At 60.5% G+C, this 19622-nt stretch carries 20 protein-coding genes and 1 pseudogene; 10 read left to right on the top strand and 11 right to left on the bottom strand.

Annotation, left to right across the window (positions count from 1 at the left end):
* The first annotated feature begins 111 nt into the window (after nt 1-111).
* Nucleotides 112-1143, top strand: a complete 1032-nt coding sequence (locus tag MTX36_RS00615; RefSeq protein WP_243617840.1) for a phosphatidylinositol-specific phospholipase C domain-containing protein — start codon at nt 112-114, stop codon at nt 1141-1143.
* A 279-nt stretch (nt 1144-1422) separates the two neighbouring features.
* Nucleotides 1423-2199, top strand: coding sequence for a trans-aconitate 2-methyltransferase (locus MTX36_RS00620; protein WP_243617841.1), 777 nt, complete (start codon nt 1423-1425; stop codon nt 2197-2199).
* Here MTX36_RS00620 and MTX36_RS00625 read toward each other — a convergent pair whose 3' ends face one another.
* The 4 genes from MTX36_RS00625 to MTX36_RS00640 are packed head-to-tail and all read right to left on the bottom strand — an operon-like array spanning nt 2200 to nt 5817.
* Entirely contained in the window at nt 2200-3183 is a 984-nt protein-coding gene (locus MTX36_RS00625) for a glycine betaine ABC transporter substrate-binding protein (protein ID WP_243618218.1), read from the bottom strand. It lies immediately after the preceding gene.
* The gene (locus MTX36_RS00630) at nt 3183-3941 is read right to left on the bottom strand and encodes an ABC transporter permease (RefSeq protein WP_243618219.1); all 759 of its coding nucleotides are present in this window, start codon (nt 3939-3941) and stop codon (nt 3183-3185) included. The genes MTX36_RS00625 and MTX36_RS00630 overlap by 1 nt, the downstream gene beginning before the upstream one ends.
* A gap of 38 nt (nt 3942-3979) precedes the next feature.
* Complete coding sequence (locus MTX36_RS00635) at nt 3980-5173, bottom strand: ABC transporter ATP-binding protein (protein WP_243617842.1); 1194 nt, start codon at nt 5171-5173, stop codon at nt 3980-3982.
* A complete protein-coding gene (locus MTX36_RS00640; protein ID WP_243617843.1) occupies nt 5170-5817 on the bottom strand; it encodes an ABC transporter permease in 648 nt (215 codons plus the stop codon). Before MTX36_RS00640 ends, MTX36_RS00635 begins: the two co-directional genes overlap by 4 nt.
* 257 nt (nt 5818-6074) lie before the next feature.
* Here MTX36_RS00640 and MTX36_RS00645 point away from each other — a divergent pair, with 257 nt between their 5' ends.
* Nucleotides 6075-7724, top strand: coding sequence for an MFS transporter (locus tag MTX36_RS00645; RefSeq protein WP_243617844.1), 1650 nt, complete (start codon nt 6075-6077; stop codon nt 7722-7724).
* A gap of 51 nt (nt 7725-7775) precedes the next feature.
* On the opposite strand, the gene MTX36_RS00650 is transcribed toward MTX36_RS00645, so the two are convergent.
* Entirely contained in the window at nt 7776-8396 is a 621-nt protein-coding gene (locus tag MTX36_RS00650) for a malonic semialdehyde reductase (protein ID WP_243617845.1), read from the bottom strand.
* A 107-nt stretch (nt 8397-8503) separates the two neighbouring features.
* Here MTX36_RS00650 and MTX36_RS00655 point away from each other — a divergent pair, with 107 nt between their 5' ends.
* Together MTX36_RS00655 and MTX36_RS00660 are read left to right on the top strand one after the other, a co-directional pair.
* Complete coding sequence (locus MTX36_RS00655) at nt 8504-8860, top strand: helix-turn-helix domain-containing protein (RefSeq protein WP_243617846.1); 357 nt, start codon at nt 8504-8506, stop codon at nt 8858-8860.
* A 230-nt stretch (nt 8861-9090) separates the two neighbouring features.
* A complete protein-coding gene (locus tag MTX36_RS00660) occupies nt 9091-9921 on the top strand; it encodes a triacylglycerol lipase (RefSeq protein ID WP_243617847.1) in 831 nt (276 codons plus the stop codon).
* Nucleotides 9922-9928: 7 nt separating this feature from the next.
* Here MTX36_RS00660 and MTX36_RS00665 read toward each other — a convergent pair.
* Together MTX36_RS00665 and MTX36_RS00670 are read right to left on the bottom strand one after the other, a co-directional pair.
* Nucleotides 9929-10794 (bottom strand): annotated as a pseudogene (locus MTX36_RS00665) (alpha/beta fold hydrolase).
* 45 nt (nt 10795-10839) lie between these two features.
* Nucleotides 10840-11499 carry a TetR/AcrR family transcriptional regulator gene (locus MTX36_RS00670; RefSeq protein ID WP_243617848.1) on the bottom strand — a complete coding sequence of 220 codons (660 nt, stop codon included), beginning with the start codon at nt 11497-11499 and terminating at the stop codon, nt 10840-10842.
* Between the two features lie 100 nt (nt 11500-11599).
* Here MTX36_RS00670 and MTX36_RS00675 point away from each other — a divergent pair, with 100 nt between their 5' ends.
* Nucleotides 11600-13099 carry an MFS transporter gene (locus MTX36_RS00675; protein ID WP_243617849.1) on the top strand — a complete coding sequence of 500 codons (1500 nt, stop codon included), beginning with the start codon at nt 11600-11602 and terminating at the stop codon, nt 13097-13099.
* Nucleotides 13100-13162: 63 nt separating this feature from the next.
* Complete coding sequence (locus tag MTX36_RS00680; protein ID WP_243617850.1) at nt 13163-13708, top strand: hypothetical protein; 546 nt, start codon at nt 13163-13165, stop codon at nt 13706-13708.
* Here the strand turns inward: MTX36_RS00680 and MTX36_RS00685 are convergent, their stop codons facing one another.
* Complete coding sequence (locus MTX36_RS00685) at nt 13709-14416, bottom strand: TetR/AcrR family transcriptional regulator (protein WP_243617851.1); 708 nt, start codon at nt 14414-14416, stop codon at nt 13709-13711. It abuts the gene before it with no gap.
* A 100-nt stretch (nt 14417-14516) separates the two neighbouring features.
* Here MTX36_RS00685 and MTX36_RS00690 point away from each other — a divergent pair, with 100 nt between their 5' ends.
* Together MTX36_RS00690 and MTX36_RS00695 are read left to right on the top strand one after the other, a co-directional pair.
* On the top strand, nt 14517-14996 hold the full coding sequence (locus MTX36_RS00690; protein ID WP_243617852.1) for a GtrA family protein: 480 nt from the start codon (nt 14517-14519) through the stop codon (nt 14994-14996).
* A 36-nt stretch (nt 14997-15032) separates the two neighbouring features.
* Nucleotides 15033-15803 carry an ABC transporter permease gene (locus MTX36_RS00695; protein WP_243617853.1) on the top strand — a complete coding sequence of 257 codons (771 nt, stop codon included), beginning with the start codon at nt 15033-15035 and terminating at the stop codon, nt 15801-15803.
* On the opposite strand, the gene MTX36_RS00700 is transcribed toward MTX36_RS00695, so the two are convergent.
* Both MTX36_RS00700 and MTX36_RS00705 read right to left on the bottom strand, forming a co-directional pair.
* The gene (locus MTX36_RS00700; RefSeq protein WP_243617854.1) at nt 15781-16452 is read right to left on the bottom strand and encodes an NAD(P)H-binding protein; all 672 of its coding nucleotides are present in this window, start codon (nt 16450-16452) and stop codon (nt 15781-15783) included. The two genes, MTX36_RS00695 and MTX36_RS00700, sit on opposite strands and share 23 nt — an antisense overlap.
* Before the next feature lie 23 nt (nt 16453-16475).
* Complete coding sequence (locus tag MTX36_RS00705) at nt 16476-17972, bottom strand: NAD(P)/FAD-dependent oxidoreductase (protein ID WP_243617855.1); 1497 nt, start codon at nt 17970-17972, stop codon at nt 16476-16478.
* Nucleotides 17973-18151: 179 nt separating this feature from the next.
* Here MTX36_RS00705 and MTX36_RS00710 point away from each other — a divergent pair, with 179 nt between their 5' ends.
* On the top strand, nt 18152-19285 hold the full coding sequence (locus MTX36_RS00710) for a lipase family protein (protein ID WP_243617856.1): 1134 nt from the start codon (nt 18152-18154) through the stop codon (nt 19283-19285).
* On the opposite strand, the gene MTX36_RS00715 is transcribed toward MTX36_RS00710, so the two are convergent.
* Nucleotides 19282-19617 carry a CD225/dispanin family protein gene (locus tag MTX36_RS00715; protein WP_243617857.1) on the bottom strand — a complete coding sequence of 112 codons (336 nt, stop codon included), beginning with the start codon at nt 19615-19617 and terminating at the stop codon, nt 19282-19284. The two genes, MTX36_RS00710 and MTX36_RS00715, sit on opposite strands and share 4 nt — an antisense overlap.
* Between the last annotated feature and the right edge of the window lie 5 nt (nt 19618-19622).

Raw genomic sequence — 19622 nt, forward strand, 5'->3', positions numbered from 1 at the left:
GAACGAACTACTCCAGAATCATCGCATCAGCTCGGAATGCCCTGCTTCCAGGATCACAGTGAACTGCGCAAACCGGCCACCTGATGGCCGCTGACGTGCGAGAGTGCTCGGGTGCGCAGATTAGGTGTGGTGTTGCTCGGTGCCCTCGTTCTCCCTCTGGCGGGATTCGGGGTGGCCGGGGCGGCGCCCGGAGCCACGTCGTTCGGCGATACGACGTCCGTCGGCGTCCACAATTCTTACGAGAAGTCGACCTTCCCGTATTTTGCCGACGCTCTCGACTCAGGCGCAGCTCTCATCGAATTGGATCTGTGGACCAACGTCGCGGGCACGGACTGGCGGGTTTCGCACGAGAATCCTTTTGGCAGTAACAGTAACTGCGTCGGCGCGCAGAATGCAGCGGGGCTACGTAGCGGTTTTCGAGATCAAGGCTTCGCGGGCTGCTTGGCCGACATGCGGGCGTGGAGTGACGTCAATCCGGAACATCCGCCGGTGATGGTCAAACTCGAACTCAAAGACGGATTCACAACCGGGTACGGGCGGGGCCCGGCCGACCTCGACGCGTTGATTCTCGGCACGCTGGGCGACGCCGTCTTCACGCCGGCTGATCTGGTGGGCGATCAGTTTTCGACGCCGGACGAGGCAGTTACCCAGCGAGGTTGGCCGTCGGAAAACGCGATGGCCGGTAAGTTCATCTTCGAGTTGATTCCCGGAACCGTCGAAGAAAAGAATCCGCTCGATACGTGGTGGACGGATGTCGAATACGCAACGCACCTGCGCGATCTTGCGGCCCTGAATCGGCTCGAGGAAGCGTCGGCGTTCCCGGCGGTGCATCGTGCGTCGCCGGGTGATCCGCGCATTGCCCGGTACGCGGACCCGTCGGTGCGACCGTGGTTTGTTCTCTTCGACGGGGACGCAGCCGAATACGTCGGCGGCGCAATCGATCCCAGTTGGTACCACGAACGTGGCTATCTGCTGATCATGACGGACGCTCAGAACGTGACGCCCGCAATCGACGGGACACACGCGTCGGAAGGCGAGGCACAGGACCGACTTGATCGACTGGCCGGCGACCATGCCAGTTACATCACCTCGGATTGGTCGAAACTTCCGAGTGTGCTTGCCACCGTGATTCCGCGCCGCTGAGAACTATCCCGCGACGCCGTCGACGGAGAGTCGGTCCACAACGCGACGGGCCGGGCTTTTGTGTGAGGGTGTGCGGGTATTTTCGTCCACTAGTTGGTTTTGTGTGCGGGTTCCCGTGCGTCGGCGGAAGTTGTGTGCGCTCAGGCACGGTTGTAGCGGCGTCTGTGCACCACCGTGCTTTGGGTCATCTCATCGGACGTTCGGGCGCACATCGGCGGGAGCGGCGGCTTGAGGGTTCGGTCCCGACAAGAACGGCGCAGGACAGGCAGTATGGGGTACATGGCAACTCTCACGTGGAACCCCGAAATCTACGGTCGATACGCCGATGAGCGCTCGCGGCCGTATGTCGAACTGATCTCACGCGTCGCTGCAGACGAGCCCTCCCACATCGCGGACTTGGGCTGCGGTTCCGGCGCATTGACTGCAATGCTGGGTGAGCGTTGGCCTGACGCTGATGTTGTGGGCACCGATTCGTCACCCGAGATGCTTGCGCAGGCGCCGATGGACCTGCCGAGCAACGTCACCATTGCGCTGGAGGACATCAACGACTTCGACGCGACAGATTGCGACGTCGTCGTGAGTAATGCTGCTTTGCAATGGGTTCCGAACCATCGCGATTTGATCGACAAGTGGGCGGATTCCCTGGCATCGGGGTCATGGCTCGCCTGGCAGGTTCCCGGAAACTTCGATGCTCCATCGCATGTGCTGATGCGCGACCTCGCTGAGTCCTCGACCTGGCGTGACCGGGTGGGCGGGGTGCTGCGCGGACCTGAAGGTGTTGACAACCCGGTTGACTACGCCGCCCGACTCCACGCACACGGGTTTGAGGTCGACGCCTGGGAAACGACATACGTTCATGTGTTGGCCGGCGAAGATCCAGTTCTGGGATGGGTACGGGGAACGGGTCTGCGTCCGGTGCTCGAGGCCTTGGGTGAGGTCGACGGTTTCGAGTTCGAACAGCAGTACTCCGAGCTGTTGGGTGAGGCCTACCCGGCAACCTCGGCGGGCACGCTCTTCCCGTTCCGCCGGGTCTTCTGTGTGGGCAGAAAACGCTGACTAACCGACTGTCACGAAGCCTTCCGAGACCATCCAGTCGCGCGCAACCTCGGCAGGTTCCTTGCCCTCGACATCAACCTGTCGGTTCAGCTCCGTCATCACCTCGTTGGTGAGACGCTCCGAAATTGGTGCCATGATCTCGGCTACCTGCGGATGGGCATCGGCAAAACTCTTCTTCATCACCAGTGCCGGATTGTATTTCGGGAAGAAGGACAGATCGTCGTCGAGCAGTACAAGGTCGAGGGCGATGATGCGGCCGTCAGTGGTGAAGACCTCGCCGAACTTGCACTGATTTCCGTCGGCGGTTGCCTGATAGATGATGCCGCCCTGCAGAATCTGTCGCTGCGCACGGCTTGCATCGAATCCGTATTTGGCTGCCAGTCCGGGGAATCCGTCCTGGCGTACGTTGAATTCGGTTTCCACACAGGTCACCGCAGCTCCCGGATCTGATTCGACCAGTCGTGCGTAGTCCGAAATCGTTTTGACGCCGGTCTTTTCGGCCGTTTCCTTGTTCATCGCCAAGGCGTAGGTGTTGTTCATCGGTGCCGGATCGATCCAGACCATGTCGTTCTTGGCAAGATCCTCATCTCGCACGGCATCGAACTGTGCCTGCGGGTCGGGCAGCGGTATCTCGTTGCCGAGGTGGTTGATCCAACCAGTACCCGTGTATTCGTAGGTGAGATCGATCTGCCCGTTCAGTTGGGCGTCCCGGGTACTGTTGCTGCCCTGAATGTTGGTGAGGTCACGAACGTCGGCGCCGGCTGCGACCATGGCGAATTCGATCATGTATCCCAGGATTATCTGTTCGGTGAAGTCCTTGGATCCGACGGTCATCTTGACACCCTCGAGTTCCGGAACCGGCTGGATGCTGCCCGGGCCTACTGCCAGGGGAACCGCGCCACCGGATTCGAGACCACACGACGTAACGAGTGTGAGACCAAGTGCAACTGCGACGAACTTCCAGCCGCGCTTCTTCTTCGACATCATCGTAATCCCTTGGGGCCGAGGAACTGTTCGGCCAACGCGCCCAACCAGTCCAGCAACAAGGCCAGTGATACGGCAAGTACCGCACCTACTACCAGCGTGACGTTGTCGCGAAGTTTGTAGCCGGTGTCGATCATGATTCCCAGGCCGCCGGCGCTGACGAGGAAGCAGAGCGTCGCTGTTCCCACGGCCAGTACCAGCGAAGTGCGAAGGCCGGCAAGGATATAGGGGACAGCCATGGGGAACTCGAGATGTCGCAGGATGGTGAACGACGACATACCCTGACCACGTCCCGCGTCGATCAGAGTCTTGTCTACCTGCTGATAGCCCAGAATTGTATTGCGTAGCACCGGAAGCAACGAATAGAACGCGATGGGAAACACGCCGATCCAGAAGCCGGTGGTTCGGGTGGCCAGATAAAACAGGACCAGCAAGCCTACTGCCGGTGCGGCCGCGCCGATGTTGGCTATTCCCACAATAATCGGGGCCAGCCGGGTGAACCGGGGCCGCGTCAACAGGGTGCCGAGTGGGACTGCCAGCGCAACCACGATGATGACGACCGCGGCGGTGAGCATGATGTGCTGCCACGTCAATGTCGCGATGTTTGTTGCGTTGATACTGGCCTTCTGGGTGGCGGTCAGATCTCGGGTGAATGCCCAGATCAGCACGCCGACTACAAGAATCAGGACGATGATCGGCTGAACGAGCAGTCGCGCCCGCTCCGCTCGACGCGTTGACGCATTTTCAGCGGCGCCCAGATCGACGGTTGCAGCGGCGAGGTCTGCCGTTGACGCGCTCACTCCGCGTCCTCGTCGTGATCATGTTCATGTTCTGCGCGCATCGCCGAAAGATGGCTGACCAGTGAGTCGATGGTGATGAGTCCGACGTATTCGCCGCGTAGGCCGGTGACAACCGTGGATGCGTTGCTCTCGGCGAGAAGGGCTTCGAGTGCGTCCTGCAAGGTCGATTGAATCGAGACGGCCTCGCCGAGTTCGTTGCCGATACCACGCAGCGACGTCGCGTGAGCGAGGTGCATCGGCGATACCCAGCGGAGGGGGCGGTCGCGCTGGTCCAGGACCAGCGCCCACTTCCATTTACGATCTGCGAGTTTACTTCTCAAACCTTCGACCGAGTCGGTCTCACGGGCTGTGACGCACTGCTTGAGCTTGATCTGACGCACACGAGTCAAGGTCAACTGTTTGAGTGAAGCGTCGGCGCCGACAAATCCGGCGACCATGTCGTTGGCGGGGTTGGCGAGAATAGCCTCGGGGGTGTCGTACTGCATGATGCTGGATTGGTTGCCCAGCACGGCAATCCGATCGCCGAGTTTGACGGCCTCGTTGAAATCGTGGGTGACAAACACGATGGTCTTCCCGAGTTCCGATTGCAGACGCATCAATTCGTCCTGCAGGAGCCCGCGCGTGATCGGATCCACGGCGCCGAAAGGTTCGTCCATCAACAGAACCGGGGGATCGGCAGCAAGTGCTCTCGCAACCCCGACGCGTTGCTGCTGACCGCCGGAAAGTTGTCGCGGGTAACGGTCACGGTAGGTATCGGGATCAAGGCCGACAAGATCGAGCATTTCGTCGACACGAGCTGTGATCCGTTTTTTGTCCCAGCCGATGAGGCCGGGAACGGTGGCCACGTTCTTGGCGATCGTGAAGTGCGGAAACAGGCCGGCCTGCTGAATCGAGTAGCCGATACCGCGTCGTAGCTTGTCCGGGTCGATGGACAATGCGTCTTTGCCGTCGATGGTGATTTTGCCGGAGGTGGGCTCGATGAGGCGGTTGATCATGCGCATTGTTGTTGTCTTGCCGCAACCGGACGGTCCGACGAAGACGACGATTTCACCCGCCGGAATCGTCAGCGACACGTTGTCGACGGCGGCGTCCTTCTGTCCCGGATACCGCTTGGTCACGGATTCCAAGACGATCTCAACGCCGGAAACCTTCTGATCTGCGGAGATACCGGACGGGATGGTTTCAGTCATGAAAGACCCCTCGAAGTAGTGAGACGGCCGATGATGACGTAGATACCGTCGAGAATCAGGGCCAGAATGACGATGAGAACGGTGCCGGTCAGGGCCTGGGGAACCGCATTGGGGCTGCCGACGCGGGACAGTCCGGAGAAGATCAAGTTGCCCAGTCCGGGGCCTTTGGCGTACGCGGCGATAGCGAGGATGCCCATCAGCATCTGGGTGCTGACGCGCATTCCGGTCAGTATCGACGGCCAGGCGATGGGTAGTTCGATACGACTCAGAACTCGGAGTCGGTTCATACCGACGCCACGCGCTGCGTCGGTGATCGCCGGGTTGACCGCGGCGAGTCCGATGATCGTGTTTCTGATGATCGGAAGCAGCGCATAGAGAATCAACGCAGTGATGGTGGGCGGGACACCCAGCCCGAGAATCGGAATGAGAAGTCCGAGAAGTGCAAACGAAGGAACGGTCAAAATCGTGCTGGCCAGTGCTGTCGCCAGTGACGAACCAGCAGGGCTGCGGTACACAAGAATTCCGATGAGAACCGCAGCAATCGTTGCGATGATCACCGACTGGATAACGGCTGAAACGTGGAGATAGGAGTCGGTCAATAGCTGTTGTCGTCGTTCGACGACAAAATCCCACAGTGCGCCCATATTTCCGAACCCACTTTCTTTCGGACATCTGCTCGCTCGAAGGCGTACCCCCTCGCACACATCCGGTACACAAGCCGTGTTCGGAGCGCAAGGGGTTTCCGTCGACTTTCGTCCTAAAATCTCAGGACTGCAACTAATTCCGAAGGCAGCGTGTCGGATGTTGTTCTGGATGAGGGATTTTCCCGGAGACTTCGCTGCGAATCTGAGGAAACGGGCATAGAGTAAATCGACCAATTCGCCTGTTTTGGGAGTGTGAGATGGACAAGCCGACGAGTGAGACCACGGCTGAACCGGCGAGTGCAGTACCCACGAAGAAGTGGGCAGCGCTGATAGTTCTGGTTGGTGGACTGGCGATGATCGTCATCGACGGCACCATCGTCGGAGTTGCATTGCCGGTCTTGGTTGACGACCTGGACTTGGACTTCAACGACGCCCAGTGGATCAACAGTCTGTACTCGGTGATCTTTGCGGCGCTGCTACTCACCTCGGGTCGCCTCGGTGATCGATTGGGCCGCCGACGCCTGTACATGGTGGGCATCGCCATCTTCGTGATCGGCAGTCTCATGGCGTCGATGGCAGACAGCGCGACCACCCTGATCCTCGCTCGCGCTATCCAAGGCGTCGGCGGAGCCTGCGTTCTTCCGGCCACGTTGTCCTCGATGAACTCCATCTTCCGGGGCAAGGACAGAGCCATGGCCTTCGGTGTGTGGGGCGCCGTCATCGCCGGCGTTGCGGCCATCGGTCCGCTGCTCGGCGGTTGGATTACCACCTACTTCACCTGGCCCTGGATTTTTGTCATCAACGTTCCCATCGGCATCGTTTTGCTGATTGCCGCCTACGTGGTCGTCCCGGAAACTCGGGCGGGAGTCATCGATCCCGGACTCGATATTCCGGGTCTTCTATTGAGTGCCTTCGGTTTCGGAGCAGTGATCTTTGCGCTCATCGAAGGCGACAGTCTCGGTTGGTGGACGCAGAAAGCGGATCTGAATGTTCTGGGGATTACCTGGTCGGCTGATGCGCCACTGCCCGCGGTTCCCACGATCGGTGCGATCGGAATCATGCTGCTGATCGGATTTGCGTTCTGGGAGCGGCATCGCGGACGGATTCACCGCTCCGCAATCCTGGACATGAACCTGTTCTTCACACCTACGTTCAGTTGGGGCAACGTGACCGCCATGATGGTGGCGATCGCAGAGTTCGGACTGCTGTTCGTGCTGCCCCTCTACCTCGTCAATGCACTCGGGCTCTCCACGATGGGCGCCGGATTCGTGCTCGCCGCGATGGCCGGCGGCGCGTTCATATCCGGTTCTCTCGCACGGCATCTCACAGCACTGATCGGTGCCCCCGGAACGGTGATACTCGGACTGCTTCTGGAAGTTGTCGGCGTTATCGTTGTTGCGGTATTCGTGAGTTCGACTGTGGCACCGTGGCTTTTGGCCCTACTTTTGGTGATCTACGGAACGGGGCTCGGTCTGGCATCAGCTCAGCTCACCGGAACCACCCTGGCAGACATACCGCCCGAAGAGTCCGGCCAAGGTTCCGCAACGCAGAGCACGGTCCGTCAATTGGGTTCGGCAATCGGAAGTGCCCTCGTGGGAGCAGTATTGGCATTCGGATTGTCGAGAAATATGCCCGGCACCCTCGAAGCAGGTGGAGTGCCCGCGGCGGAGGCCAACCAACTTTCCGACGCCACCCGCGAATCTGCCGGCAGCGCTATCGGAGTGCTGAGAGATCAAGGCACACACGGGAAATTGGGCGAAGCCGCTCCGGATGTAGTGCGCTTGCTGTCGGACGGATTTGCCGAGGCCACGCGCTACTCGCTGTACGTGTCAGCGGCGTTCCTGCTGCTCGGACTTATCGGCGCACTCAGAGTAAAGGCAAGTGCGCAAAAAGTAGCCTCGAGATAGAGAAACGGGAGGGTTCGAGAAACGAACCCTCCCGCAGCAAAAATTGTGGACTCAAGCCCAGCTGAGTGCGTCCTCGTTAGCCAAACGCGGCAGGCGATCGAACCACGGGTTCTCGCCGGGGTGGCCGATGTTCACGACGAGGCTGGTCTTGAAGCGGCCGTCGGCGAAGAACTCTCCGTCGATGCCGGCAGCGTCGAAACCGGCCATCGGGCCGGCAACCAGACCCTGTGCGCGGATAGCAAGAATCAGGTATCCGGCCTGGATTGCAGCGTTGAACTGGCTGGTCGCCGTGCTGGCGGCTTCGTTCGACGCGAAGTGGTCCTTCATTTCCGGACGGATCGGGAACAGAACCGGGATGTGTTCGTAGAACTTGGTGTCGACGGCCAGAACGGCAACGGCGGGTGCCGACGCGGTCTTGGCCTTGTTGCCGTCGGCCATGTGTTCTACGAGGCGAGCCTTGCCCTCTTCGGTGCGGACGAACAGAACGCGCAGTGGGTTGGTGTTGGCCGCAGTGGGTGCCCACTTCACGAGCTCCCAGATGGCGGTGAGTTCGTCATCGGTGACCGGCTCGTTGGAGAAGGAATTTGCGGTGCGGGCCTCGGTGAAGAGCAGTTCGCGGCCGGCTGCGTCGAGCTGCTGCGCGGTGAAGGGTGTGGCTGCGTCGAGCGACATAGGTCGTATCCGTTCCGTGACGCCCTGCCGGAAGGATCCGGTAAAGCGAGTTGCTAGTAAAAACAAAGTGACTATGGATACGGTAGCACTACCGGTAGGGTGGTGGCATGGCGAGCAAGAGCGAGACAGAGCACCAGCCCCGCGCCTGCGACGGCGCGCTGGCACGTGCCTTCAGCTTTCTGGGCAAACGCTGGAACGGTGTCATTCTCGGCACGCTGCTGAGCGGGCCGGCTGGGTTTGCCGAGCTCAAGCGGGCTGTCGGCGGGATCAGTGACTCGGTGCTCTCCGAGCGGTTGACGGAATTGGCGGGCGCGGGACTGGTGGTTCGCAGTGTCGACGCCGGGCCTCCCATCGCGGTGGAATACCAGCTCACAGCGTCGGGGCATGCATTGTTGCCGGCCTTGAACGAGCTGACGACGTGGGCTACCGAGAACCTGCCTGCGGCGGACTGTCCAGCGTCGTGACGGCGTCGGACGAAGTCGCAACGTAGTTGCAACCTCCCTTTGATTAGTGTTCTGGATCACATCGAGTTCGCGGTGATTCGCGTTGATTCGCGATCGAACAAGGTGCACGGTCCAGGGTCGCAACCGGTGGCGATTGTGGACAAGGCTCCGTGGGTTGAGACCACAGCTCGCGGAGCCGTTCCTCCACTCGGGAGGGGCGAACCACCCGGCACCGGCCGACAGGAGTCCCGGTGTCCGTCGCGGTGGAAACGTCAGGTGAACTCGATTGGGCCGAAGAGCCCACCCGATGTTCCGAATTAGATGCGTTCCTTCCCGGTCCACCCTCCTTGGCAATGTGCTTGACGGAGCCGCCGCGAGGCCTGGCCGATATCGCGTCGTTGCTGCTGGCCGCGCCCTGGCTACTTCGATCGCCACGCGGTGACGGCCATCCCGCCTTGGTCTTGCCTGGACTGTTGGCTTCGGATGCGTCGACGATTGTGATGCGCGCGTACCTGCGATTTCTCGGATATCGAGTCCACGGCTGGAATCTTGGTTTCAACACTGGGCCGACACCGGCGGTTGTCGACGGACTGCCCCGGGTGCTCACGGAATTGGGGGATCGTTACGAAGAGCCGGTGTCCGTGGTCGGTTGGAGTCTCGGCGGAATCTATGCCCGACAACTCGCGCGAGAGTTGCCTGAGTCAGTGCGTCAAGTAGTGACCTTGGGCAGCCCGTTCGGGCTGAGCAGCCTTGGGCAGACGTGGGCCGGTGCGCTGTATTCGAGAATGTCGGGCAACCATGCGGTTCTCCCGCCGGTCGACGGTATCGACTGGGAACAGGGGCAGCCTCTGCCCGTTCCATCGACGGCGCTCTACTCAAAACATGACGGCGTGGTTCCGTGGCAGGTGTGCCGCGACTTTCCGACGGATCGCTCGGAAAGTGTTGCGGTGCACGGTAGTCACATCGGGCTGACGCATAACCCCACCGCGCTGTGGGCAGTAGCGGACAGGCTCGCGCAAGCATCAGACGTGTGGAGTCCGTTTGTAGTTCCCCGGCACCTGCGCCGACTGTATCCGCGGTGAAAGACTGCTATCGCTCAATGCTTCCTCGGAGGAGGAACTCGGTCGTGACTCGTTCGAAGGCTTCCTTGGCTTCCACCATCACCCAGTGACCACAATTGGGAAAGATGTGCAGCTCGGCGTTGGGGATGAGCCGCAGCGGGATCATCGGCATATCCGGCGGGCACCGCCTGTCGTCGAGACCCCAGGTGAGCAGAGTCGGGCACTGCACCTTGTGCATCATCGACCAGTACGGCGGCACATCAGACTTGGACATCATCTGCTGTTGCGCTGCAAATGCTTTGGAGCCGTACATCGCCTCCAGGCTCTGGTGTGAGGCCGGATCGTTCGCGGTTTCCCAGCGTTCCTCGATCCGTTCCTCGGTGATGACGCTGGGGTCGAACACCATGCATTCGAGCCAGCGAACCAGTCCTTCGCGGCTGGGGGCGTCAGCGAACTGCTGTAGTAGACGCGTTCCCTCGCTGGGGTTTTGGCTGAAGATATTTGGGCCCACCCCGCCGATGGTGACCAGTTTGCTTACCCGCTCGGGATGTCGCATGGCCACGTTGACCCCGACGACACCGCCCATCGAATTGCCGATCATCGCCGCCGACGAAATGTCGAGTGCGTCCATGAATCGGATAACTGCCGAACTGGCAGTGATAACCGGGTGTCCGTCGACGGGGTCACTGATACCGAAACCTGGAACTCCAGTATGTAGCAATGGAAGTGCTCGGCGAAGACCTCGAGGTTTCCGCGGTAATTTCGCCATCCGCTGACTCCGATTCCGGAGCCGTGCAGCAGGATCAGCGGTGGGCCGTCGCCGGCCTCGTGATAGCGCAAGATCCCCTTGTCTGTCGCTACTTCCCGCTTGGTTCCCTCGTAGCTCACGTCCATTCGGCAATACTAGAACATGTTGCAGTTTCATGGGCGGGTAGTGGCTTATCTCTTCCGCGTCTTCAGTAGCTGCTTGGCCTCGTGCAGTTCGTCGGATGACAAGGGTGGCAGGGGGAGTGGGTCACGGTGCAGGCCTTCGGCGCGGAGTCCGTCGAGCATTACCGACATGTATCGACGCCAGACCGTCGGATTGACGGGTTGGGCAAACTCGGTGACGGCACCGACCATGAAGATGAGGCCGAAGAGGTCGGTGGGCACTGCGTCGGGGCGCAGCATTCCGGCGTCTTGTGCGCGTTTGAATATTTCTTCGACAGCCGGTTCGATAATGGATCGCTGGCCTGCGACCTGCTCGCACCCTTCGTCGGTTCCGTTGAGAACGTCTTTGAGTCCACGGTTGACCGACATACGGCCACAAGCGAATTCGGCAAAAGTGACCAGCGCGTCCCAGGGGTCGGGATTGGCGAGAGATGCTTCGGTGGCGGCAGCCATATCGGCAAAATTCTGCTGGAAGACGCCGTCGATCAACTCTTCCTTGTTGGAGAATCGTCGGTACACCGTTCCGACGCCGACGCGCGCGCGGCGAGCGACGTCGTCAAGCGTGACGTCGATACCTTCTTCGGCGAACAACTCGCGTGCGGCATCGATGATCAACTGCCGATTGCGTGCGGCGTCGGCGCGAAGCGGGCGTTCCATTGCGGTACTCATGATGTCCAGTTTACTCGCCAAGTGGAGACAGCATCTCCGTTTGGGTGTACCGTTTTCGCTAACCGGAGAAGCCATCTCCGCATAGGTTGGGCGAGGGAACATGTCAGACATTGCTGAGTGGACTGAAACCGAGCAGTCCCCGGCGCCTTCAGGGGACAACCACGCAAAACGGTGGCTGATTCTCGCGGTTCTGGGAATTGCGCAGCTCATGGTGGTCTTGGATGCCACCATCGTCAACATCGCGCTGCCGGCTGCGCAGCGCTCACTGGAGTTCGGGGATTCCGATCGTCAGTGGATCATCACGGCCTACGCCTTGGCCTTTGGCAGCTTGCTGCTGCTCGGCGGTCGGCTGAGCGACCTGTTCGGTCGCCGACGCACCTTCATTGTCGGCCTGATCGGTTTTGCGGTTACCTCCGCAATCGGTGGTGCCGCCGTCAACTTCGAGATGCTTGTCGCCGCACGCGCCGGTCAAGGTGTCTTCGGTGCGCTCCTTGCGCCGGCGGCGCTGTCCTTGCTGACGGTGACCTTCACCGACCCGGCGGAACGCGCAAAGGCCTTCGGAATCTTCGGTGCCGTTGCCGGCGCCGGTGGCGCTGTCGGACTACTGCTCGGCGGTGCGCTCACCGAATGGGTCGACTGGCGCTGGTGCCTCTTCGTGAATCTCTTCTTCGCGGCAATCGCATTGGTCGGAGCGGTCATGCTCTTCGCGCCGCACGTCGCGACCAGCGACAGGCCGAAACTCGACATCCCCGGAACAATCCTGGTTGCGATCAGCTTGTTCAGCATCGTCTTCGGATTCTCCAAGGCAGAGTCCGACGGCTGGAGTTCAGGCGCCACCATCGCGTGGCTGAGTACGGGCGTCGTCTTTATGGCCGCATTCATCTACTGGCAGACCAAGTCCGACCATCCTCTACTCCCGCTGCGAGTTGTCACTGATCGCATTCGGGCCGGCTCGTATCTGGCTATCTTCCTTTCCGGTGCAGGTATGTTTGCGGTCTTCTTGTTCCTGACCTATTACATGCAGCTGATCCTCGGCTACTCGCCGATCATGACCGGGCTGGCTTTCATGCCGATGGTGTTCGGAATCGTCACTGCAGCAACGCTTTCAACGGCAGTTCTCCTGCCCCGGTTCGGCCCTCGCATCTTGATCACGAGTGGAATGGTCATCGCCGCAATCGGAATGACCATTCTGGCGCAGATTTCCGTTGACAGCACTTACGCCGTCCACATCATGCCCGGACTTATCGTGACGGGCCTCGGCATGGGCACCATCTTTGCGCCGTCGATGCAGGGCGCCACCTCGGGAGTTCGATACGAGGACGCCGGAGTTGCCTCGGCGACGGTCAATACGATGCAGCAGGTAGGCGGTTCCATCGGTACCGCACTGCTCAGCACTATCGCAGCATCGGCGTCCACCAAGTATCTGGTCGGCCGCGAGATGAATCCGCTGACACAAGCGCAGGCAGCCGTCGAAAGTTACACGACGACGTTCTATTGGGCCGCAGCCATTTTCGTTGTCGGCGCAGTGTTGACGGGGCTGGTCATCCGCAGTGGTCTGCTGCCGTCGGCACCTGAGGGTGAATTGGTCCTCGCGCACTGACGAACGTGCTGGGGTCACCGCCGTGTGAACGGTGGCCCCGGCCGGTGCGGAATACTGCTGAGCATGAAGTGGAAAAGTCCGACCGACACCGGCTGGTCTGTGCAAATCGCGGCAGACCTCTCCTTAGTGGCTATTTTCGATCCGGCCGGTGTGCTGCGCGGTGAACTCTTTCCGGCTTCGGATAGCGAGTTCACAGGTCATTTCGGCAGTTGGAAGCGGGAATCCACGGCTGAACGTATCGATCGATACGGTCCGGCCCTGATCAAAGGCAAGCCTGCGACCTTACAGTTGCCGGGTGTGGGCGCCGTGAGCGTGTCAGACGGAAAACTGGGCGCGATGCGGCGCCGGAACAAGTTCTGCGAAGTTTCGGTAGCCGGACGTCAGTATCGGTTCGAACATTCGTCGGGGCGTAAGGCAACGGCACTGCGTGACGGAACCACGTTGGCCCGGTACGTGCGTGCACACGGTCTTCGTGCAATCGAGGTGTCGCGCAAGAGTTTTGCCGCGACGGACGAACTCGACGAGTGCGTGCTGACACTGTTTCAGAAGGTTATCTTGCCGGGGCGCGAAGGTGCATTCAGCGAGACGATGTCGGCGCTGAGTATCTGATCAGCAGCCGCCGTCGGAAGCTGATCGGCAGCGATGCAGGACATGATCGAGTTGATCGGTGGTGAGCGCAGGAACCGGAAGCTCGCGGGGGGCGGACCGTGAGCTGCACAGTCCGTCGATCATGAACCCGAGCACTCGTCGGTACGCCTGAGGAGCTTCGTCGCCCCCGAAGTTCTGTGCCATCTTGATTGTCTGCATCAGGAGGGGGACGTCATTGATCTCGAAATCGCTGCGCAGCGTTCCCTGCGCTTTGGCGCGATTGACGAGGGCGGCGGTGCTGCGAGTGATGCTCGCGCGAGCCTTGGAAAACGCGTCGGACTCGAAGCGGCTGTCCATGAGGAGGTCGCCGAAACCGCGGTTGTCGGACATGCGCAGTGAAATTTCTTCGAGATAGTGGACGAGACCGGCCCAAGCGTCGGGCGCCTCGAGGGAGATGGTCGCGAGGGATTCGATCTCGGCGCAGCGGGTGTCGAACAGCGCCTGGATCAGTTCGTCTTTGCTGGCGAACCGTCGGTAGACGGTTCCGACTCCCACGCCGGCATGGCGCGCGACGTCGGCCAGGGTGGCATCGAGGCCTTGGGCGCCGAAGACTGCTCGAGCGGAATACAGGATGCGCTCGAGGTTGGCTTTTGCGTCGGCGCGCAGGCGCGGTGGCGTGCAGTCGGCCGAGATTCCCGCACGCGGCGCGTCGGGGTGTGTTGTCGGCATCCTCACAGTCTACGACACTAAGCGGAATGATCGGTTCCGCTAGTGCTATATTGCTAAGCGGAACGTATGGTTCCGATTAATTTCACGAGAGAAGCTACATATGAGCACGTCTGACATCTGGGTCGGGAGCAATCCGACCTCGGTGGTAGGTAGGCAAAAGAGCGGCATCTCGGCGAGATTGATCGGACTCCTCACCGGCGATCGCGCATTCGTTCAGCTCATTCGATTCGCCCTTGTCGGCGGAATCAGCAACATCCTCTACTTCGGTGCCTTCCTTGCGCTTCACGGCGACGGTGTCCTTGTCGCCAATACTGTGGGCGCAGTGCTGAGCACCATCCTGGCCAACGAACTTCACCGCCGGCTCACCTTCCACGCTGCTGATCGTGTCCATTGGTTCACTGCACAGTGGGAAGGCGGCGGACTGGCACTGATCGGATTGGCGGCCAGTTCGGCCGCGATCAGCGCCCTCGGTGTCCTCCTTCCCGGAGCGAGTGGCGTACTTCAGGCTGCACTCGTGATCGGAGTCAGCGCCCTCGTCGGAGGCCTGCGCTTTGTCGCCCTTCGCGGTTGGGTGTTCTGACCGAACTTGCTCGCGACGTGGGGAACACTGAGACCCATGAGCATTTCGATAGCCGACTCCGGTATCCGGTTGGGTTTGCTCTGTCTCGTAATGGCCGTACTGGCGGCCGTGGTATATCGCTTCACTCGCCTCGGTAGCGTCCGCACCGTTCCCGGCGCGGTGGTGCGCGGAGCATTGCAGCTCGCTGCGATTTCCTTGATCCTGGCCGCAGCCCTCGCACACATCTGGTCAGCGGTACTCGTTCTCATCGGAATGTTCGGTGCCGCATCATTTACCGCGGCACGACGATCCCTGGCCGGAATCTCCGGTGCTTGGTTGAGCGTTGCGGTGGCATCGGGAGTCGGTGTTGTCCTTCCCCTGATGCTTGTTTCCGGAGTCGTGCCCTTCGAAGGCGTGGCGCTGGTGCCGATCGGTGGAATCGTGATGGGCGGCGCCATGACGGCAACGTCGTTGGCCGCCAAGCGTGGTCTCGACGCCATCGACGGACGGTACGGAGAAGTGGAAGCCGCTCTCAGTCTTGGCTTTTCACAGCGGGATGCACGCTGGGAAGTGGCACGAACCGGGGGCGCCGACGCCTTGCTGCCCGGGCTGGATCAAACCCGAACCGTCGGTCTGGTGACATTGCCCGGTGCGTTTGTCGGTGTACTGCTTGCCACGGGTTCGGCAGTACAAGCCGGCGCCGTACAAATCCTCGTGTTGGCAGGATTACTGCTGGCTCAAACCTGCTCGGTGGCAGTGGCGTTGGAATTGGTGGCGCGTGGATTTGTCTATCGAAACCGGGCTGTCAGGCCGAGGCGAGTGCGTTGATCCCGTCGCTGTGTAGGACACGATCGGGAAGATCAGGGGTGTTCACGGCGAGGGTGATCATGGCTTTGCCGATGTTCTCACTGGTGGTGACACTGCCCGGCAGCATCCTTTTCAGCAACGGATAGAGCGGCACGGACATTTTATAGAAGGCTTTGTACCACCAGGTTTTCGACGGTGATCCCGGGCGCGGACGGATGAATCCAGGTCTGAAGATGTAGACGTTGAGGGGGAGCATGAGCAGCGCATTCTCGACTCCGCCGCGTACACGTTTCCACATTGTCCGGCTGGTCTCGGTGGAGTCGGCGCTCTCGCCGGACACGTAGACGAACACCGTCTGAGCATTCAAGCGTGAGAGCGTTGTTGCGGCCGAGAGCGTGATGTCACGGGTGACTCTGGTGTAATCAGGTTCGTCCATTCCCGCGGAGGAGACACCGAGGCAGAAGAAGCAGGCGTCGGATCCAGCCAGGTCCGCTTCGACGGCCGTCAGATTGAGCAGATCGCGATGAACGACGCCGATGACCTTCGCGTCGGTAGTGATGGACGCGTTGCGGCCGACGGTGACAACAGTGTCGATTCGTGGATCATCCAGGCATTCGCACAGAACGCTGTTGCCCACCATCCCCGTCGCCCCGAAAATAACAACCTTCATTTCAATGCCCCCCAGCCGTGGAATTATCCGGTAACCCTACCGAACGGTTCGGTGACTGCTGTGAGGGCGGGAGACGCCGGACCCGAGAACTCCATATGGTCGCCCAGGTCCCCCAAGGTGGAGTGAAGCCGGTCCAGAATGTAATTCTGACGCATGTTCCACGGCGATTGCGAACCCTGCTTCGGAAACTGATCGACGGCGCGCATCACGTATCCGGATGCAAGATCAAGAATGGGCCGCTGATCCATCTCCTCGTTCACCTGGGGAATGCACGTCGTATGATCGCGCTTCTTCATCTCCGACAGTAGCCGACACACGTACATCGATGTCAGATCTGCCCGTAACGTCCACGACGCGTTGGTATATCCGACGCACAGGGCAAAGTTCGGAACTCCGCTGATCATCATGCCCTTGTACACGTACCGCTCGCCCAACGTCACCGCCTCGCCGTCCACCTCGATGGTCATGCCGCCGCAGGCTTCCATCTTCAAACCTGTTGCCGTGACGATGATGTCGGCCTCCAGTTCGGTGCCTGACGCGAGTCTTATTCCAGTCTCGGTGAAGGTGTCGATGGTATCCGTCGCGATGGACGCCTTACCGGATCGAAGGGCCTTGAACAGATCCCCGTCGGGGACGACGCACAGGCGCTGATCCCACGGATCGTACGTCGGCGTGAAATGTGGATCGAGCGGAACATCCTGGGGGAGTTGCCTCTTGGCTGCCAAGCTGAGGATCTTCTTGGCACGTGCCGGGCTGCGGCGACACAGTTGGTAGAACCCGAGATTGATCAGAACGCTTTTCCATCGAACTATGCTGTGTGCCAGCTTGGCCGGCAAGATCTTGCGGACGGAATCAGCAATCTTGTCGCTCGACGGAAGAGACAGGATGTACGACGGGGACCGCTGCAGCATCGTGACGTGTTCGGCTGTGCGCGACATCGTCGGAACCAAAGTGACTGCGGTAGCGCCACTTCCGATGACAACAACCTTCTTGTCGGCGTAATCGAGATCCTTCGGCCAGAACTGCGGATGGACAACCGTCCCGCCAAACGTCTCGAGTCCCGGGAAGTCTGGTGTGTACCCGGAGTCATAGCTGTAGTACCCACTGCAGAGATACAGAAAATTGCAGGTCAGAACGTGAATACGATCGCCGCTGGAGATGGTGGCCGTCCAGGTCGCGGTCTCGGAGGACCACGACGCCGCTACCACCTTCTGGTTGTACCGGATTTTTTGATCGATACCGTTCTCCCGGGCGGTGTCGCGGACGTATCGAAGGATCGACGGACCGTCGGCAATTGCCTTGGCGTCCGTCCACGGACGGAACGGATAGCCGAGGGTGAACATGTCGGAGTCCGAGCGAATGCCGGGGTACTTGAACAGATCCCAGGTTCCGCCGCTGTTCGAGCGGGCTTCGAGAATTGCGTAGGATTTTCCGGGAAGCTCGGTCTGGAGGCGATAGGCCGCACCGATGCCGGACAGTCCGGCGCCGACAATCACTACGTCGAGGTGTTCGATGCTCATCTGTTCGGACTCCGTATCGAGTGCGCCGTCATTGGTCGAAGGGTGGTCTAAACCCACACTACTGAGTGACGCTCAGTACTGCGAGATCGGAGTTATCCGAGAAAAACCGGCATTTTCAGTCGACGGTTGGTCGATGATGAAGGTTCGTACGGGCGGCGACACGTCGAGGAGAAATCAATATGGTCCGTTCCAGTCGGTTAGCCGGAGGTTTGGCCGTCGTGTGCACGATGTTGTTGGTCAACCTGGGAGTTGCCACCGCAGATGAGCCGATTGCCGGATCGGTCATCTCGCGCGCGCCTCTCGAGCCGAGCGTCCTACCGGCCGGAGCCGCCGTCTCGGAACGGGTTGTCTACCGAACGCTGCGCACAGCGGATCGTCCCGGGATCTCGTCAGGTTCGATATTTCTTCCCGAAGGGACGCCGCCGCCGGGCGGTTGGCCGGTGATTTCGTACGCACACGGAACAGTAGGCATCGCAGATCCCTGCGCGCCTTCGGCAACGGGTTTCGATGTGGTGGAACGCGAACCCATCGAACGATGGCTGGCCGCGGGCTACGCGGTTGTTGCCACCGACTACTCCGGGATGGGAACCGAAGGAACCCTTGCTTACCTTGACGGTCACGCCGCGGGCGCCAATGCCGTCGACATTGTTCGAGCCGCGCACGAGGTGTACGGAGACGTTCTCGACGACCGCTGGATGGTGGCGGGCTTCTCACAAGGAGGACACGCGGCGTATTTCGCCGGCCACGAAGCAAGCTCTCGCGCAACGGAATTGGACTTCCGTGGAACTGTTGTTGTTGCCGGACCCACCCACATGGAAGGGCTCTTCCCGCTCGGGGGTCCGCTGTTTCCCGATCTGGGTATTACGGGCCTTGTAGGGTATGCGCTGTACGTTCTCGCCGGCATCGACGATCAACGGCCGGAAGAGAATGTTCGCCAGTACCTTTCGCCACTCGGAGTTTCGTGGATGGAGAAGGCGGCGACGGTCTGTGCCGCTGATCTGGGGCGCGCAGTTGCCGCCGAACGCATTCAATTGGGGTCGCTGTTTGCTCAATCACTATGGACGCCACGCATGCACGACCTCCTGCGTTCCATGCTGCAAGTGCCCGTCGACGGGTATGACCGGCCCTTGCGTATCGTTCAATCCACGTCCGACACGACGGTACCCATTCCGCTCACCTGGGCGCAGATCGCCGATTTGCGTATCCGCGGAACACAATTCGAATATCAGCAAATTGACGGCGTCTCCCACAGTCGATCGTTGATGGCATCGATCGACCAGACGATGGAGTTCACGGATCGGGTGATGCGTTAACCCATGTATCTGCGGTGATACATCATGGAGTCGTCGCCGTTTGCGACCCACACGATTGCAGCAATCGCGTAGAGAATGCACACGAGCAGAAGCAGTGCACCGGCGATGATCAGCGATATCTGCCCCAGTCGTTTCACTCGATCCGACGCGTAGCGCGAGCCCGCCACATCGCCGTCGGCCCACAACGGATAGACGTTGAAGGCATGTGTGAATGCCGCGAAGGCCAGCGGCCAGAAGAAGAGCAGAGACGCCACTGCCCACCCGGCATTAACGGGTGGACGTTCGGGGTTCCGGGGGATGGCAGGCTGGATAGGTTGTTCCGAACTGGTCATGAGGA

It is taken from the genome of Rhodococcus sp. ARC_M6, assembly GCF_022810305.1.
Lineage (GTDB): Bacteria > Actinomycetota > Actinomycetes > Mycobacteriales > Mycobacteriaceae > Rhodococcus_F.

Coding starts and splice junctions, on each gene's coding strand:
- MTX36_RS00620 (WP_243617841.1), top strand. CDS start 1,423: ATGGCAACTCTCACGTGGAACCCCGAAATCTACGGTCGATACGCCGAT.
- MTX36_RS00625 (WP_243618218.1), bottom strand. CDS start 3,183: ATGTCGAAGAAGAAGCGCGGCTGGAAGTTCGTCGCAGTTGCACTTGGT.
- MTX36_RS00635 (WP_243617842.1), bottom strand. CDS start 5,173: ATGACTGAAACCATCCCGTCCGGTATCTCCGCAGATCAGAAGGTTTCC.
- MTX36_RS00640 (WP_243617843.1), bottom strand. CDS start 5,817: ATGGGCGCACTGTGGGATTTTGTCGTCGAACGACGACAACAGCTATTG.
- MTX36_RS00645 (WP_243617844.1), top strand. CDS start 6,075: ATGGACAAGCCGACGAGTGAGACCACGGCTGAACCGGCGAGTGCAGTA.
- MTX36_RS00650 (WP_243617845.1), bottom strand. CDS start 8,396: ATGTCGCTCGACGCAGCCACACCCTTCACCGCGCAGCAGCTCGACGCA.
- MTX36_RS00655 (WP_243617846.1), top strand. CDS start 8,504: ATGGCGAGCAAGAGCGAGACAGAGCACCAGCCCCGCGCCTGCGACGGC.
- MTX36_RS00670 (WP_243617848.1), bottom strand. CDS start 11,499: ATGAGTACCGCAATGGAACGCCCGCTTCGCGCCGACGCCGCACGCAAT.
- MTX36_RS00675 (WP_243617849.1), top strand. CDS start 11,600: ATGTCAGACATTGCTGAGTGGACTGAAACCGAGCAGTCCCCGGCGCCT.
- MTX36_RS00680 (WP_243617850.1), top strand. CDS start 13,163: ATGAAGTGGAAAAGTCCGACCGACACCGGCTGGTCTGTGCAAATCGCG.
- MTX36_RS00685 (WP_243617851.1), bottom strand. CDS start 14,416: ATGCCGACAACACACCCCGACGCGCCGCGTGCGGGAATCTCGGCCGAC.
- MTX36_RS00690 (WP_243617852.1), top strand. CDS start 14,517: ATGAGCACGTCTGACATCTGGGTCGGGAGCAATCCGACCTCGGTGGTA.
- MTX36_RS00695 (WP_243617853.1), top strand. CDS start 15,033: ATGAGCATTTCGATAGCCGACTCCGGTATCCGGTTGGGTTTGCTCTGT.
- MTX36_RS00700 (WP_243617854.1), bottom strand. CDS start 16,452: ATGAAGGTTGTTATTTTCGGGGCGACGGGGATGGTGGGCAACAGCGTT.
- MTX36_RS00705 (WP_243617855.1), bottom strand. CDS start 17,972: ATGAGCATCGAACACCTCGACGTAGTGATTGTCGGCGCCGGACTGTCC.
- MTX36_RS00710 (WP_243617856.1), top strand. CDS start 18,152: ATGGTCCGTTCCAGTCGGTTAGCCGGAGGTTTGGCCGTCGTGTGCACG.
- MTX36_RS00715 (WP_243617857.1), bottom strand. CDS start 19,617: ATGACCAGTTCGGAACAACCTATCCAGCCTGCCATCCCCCGGAACCCC.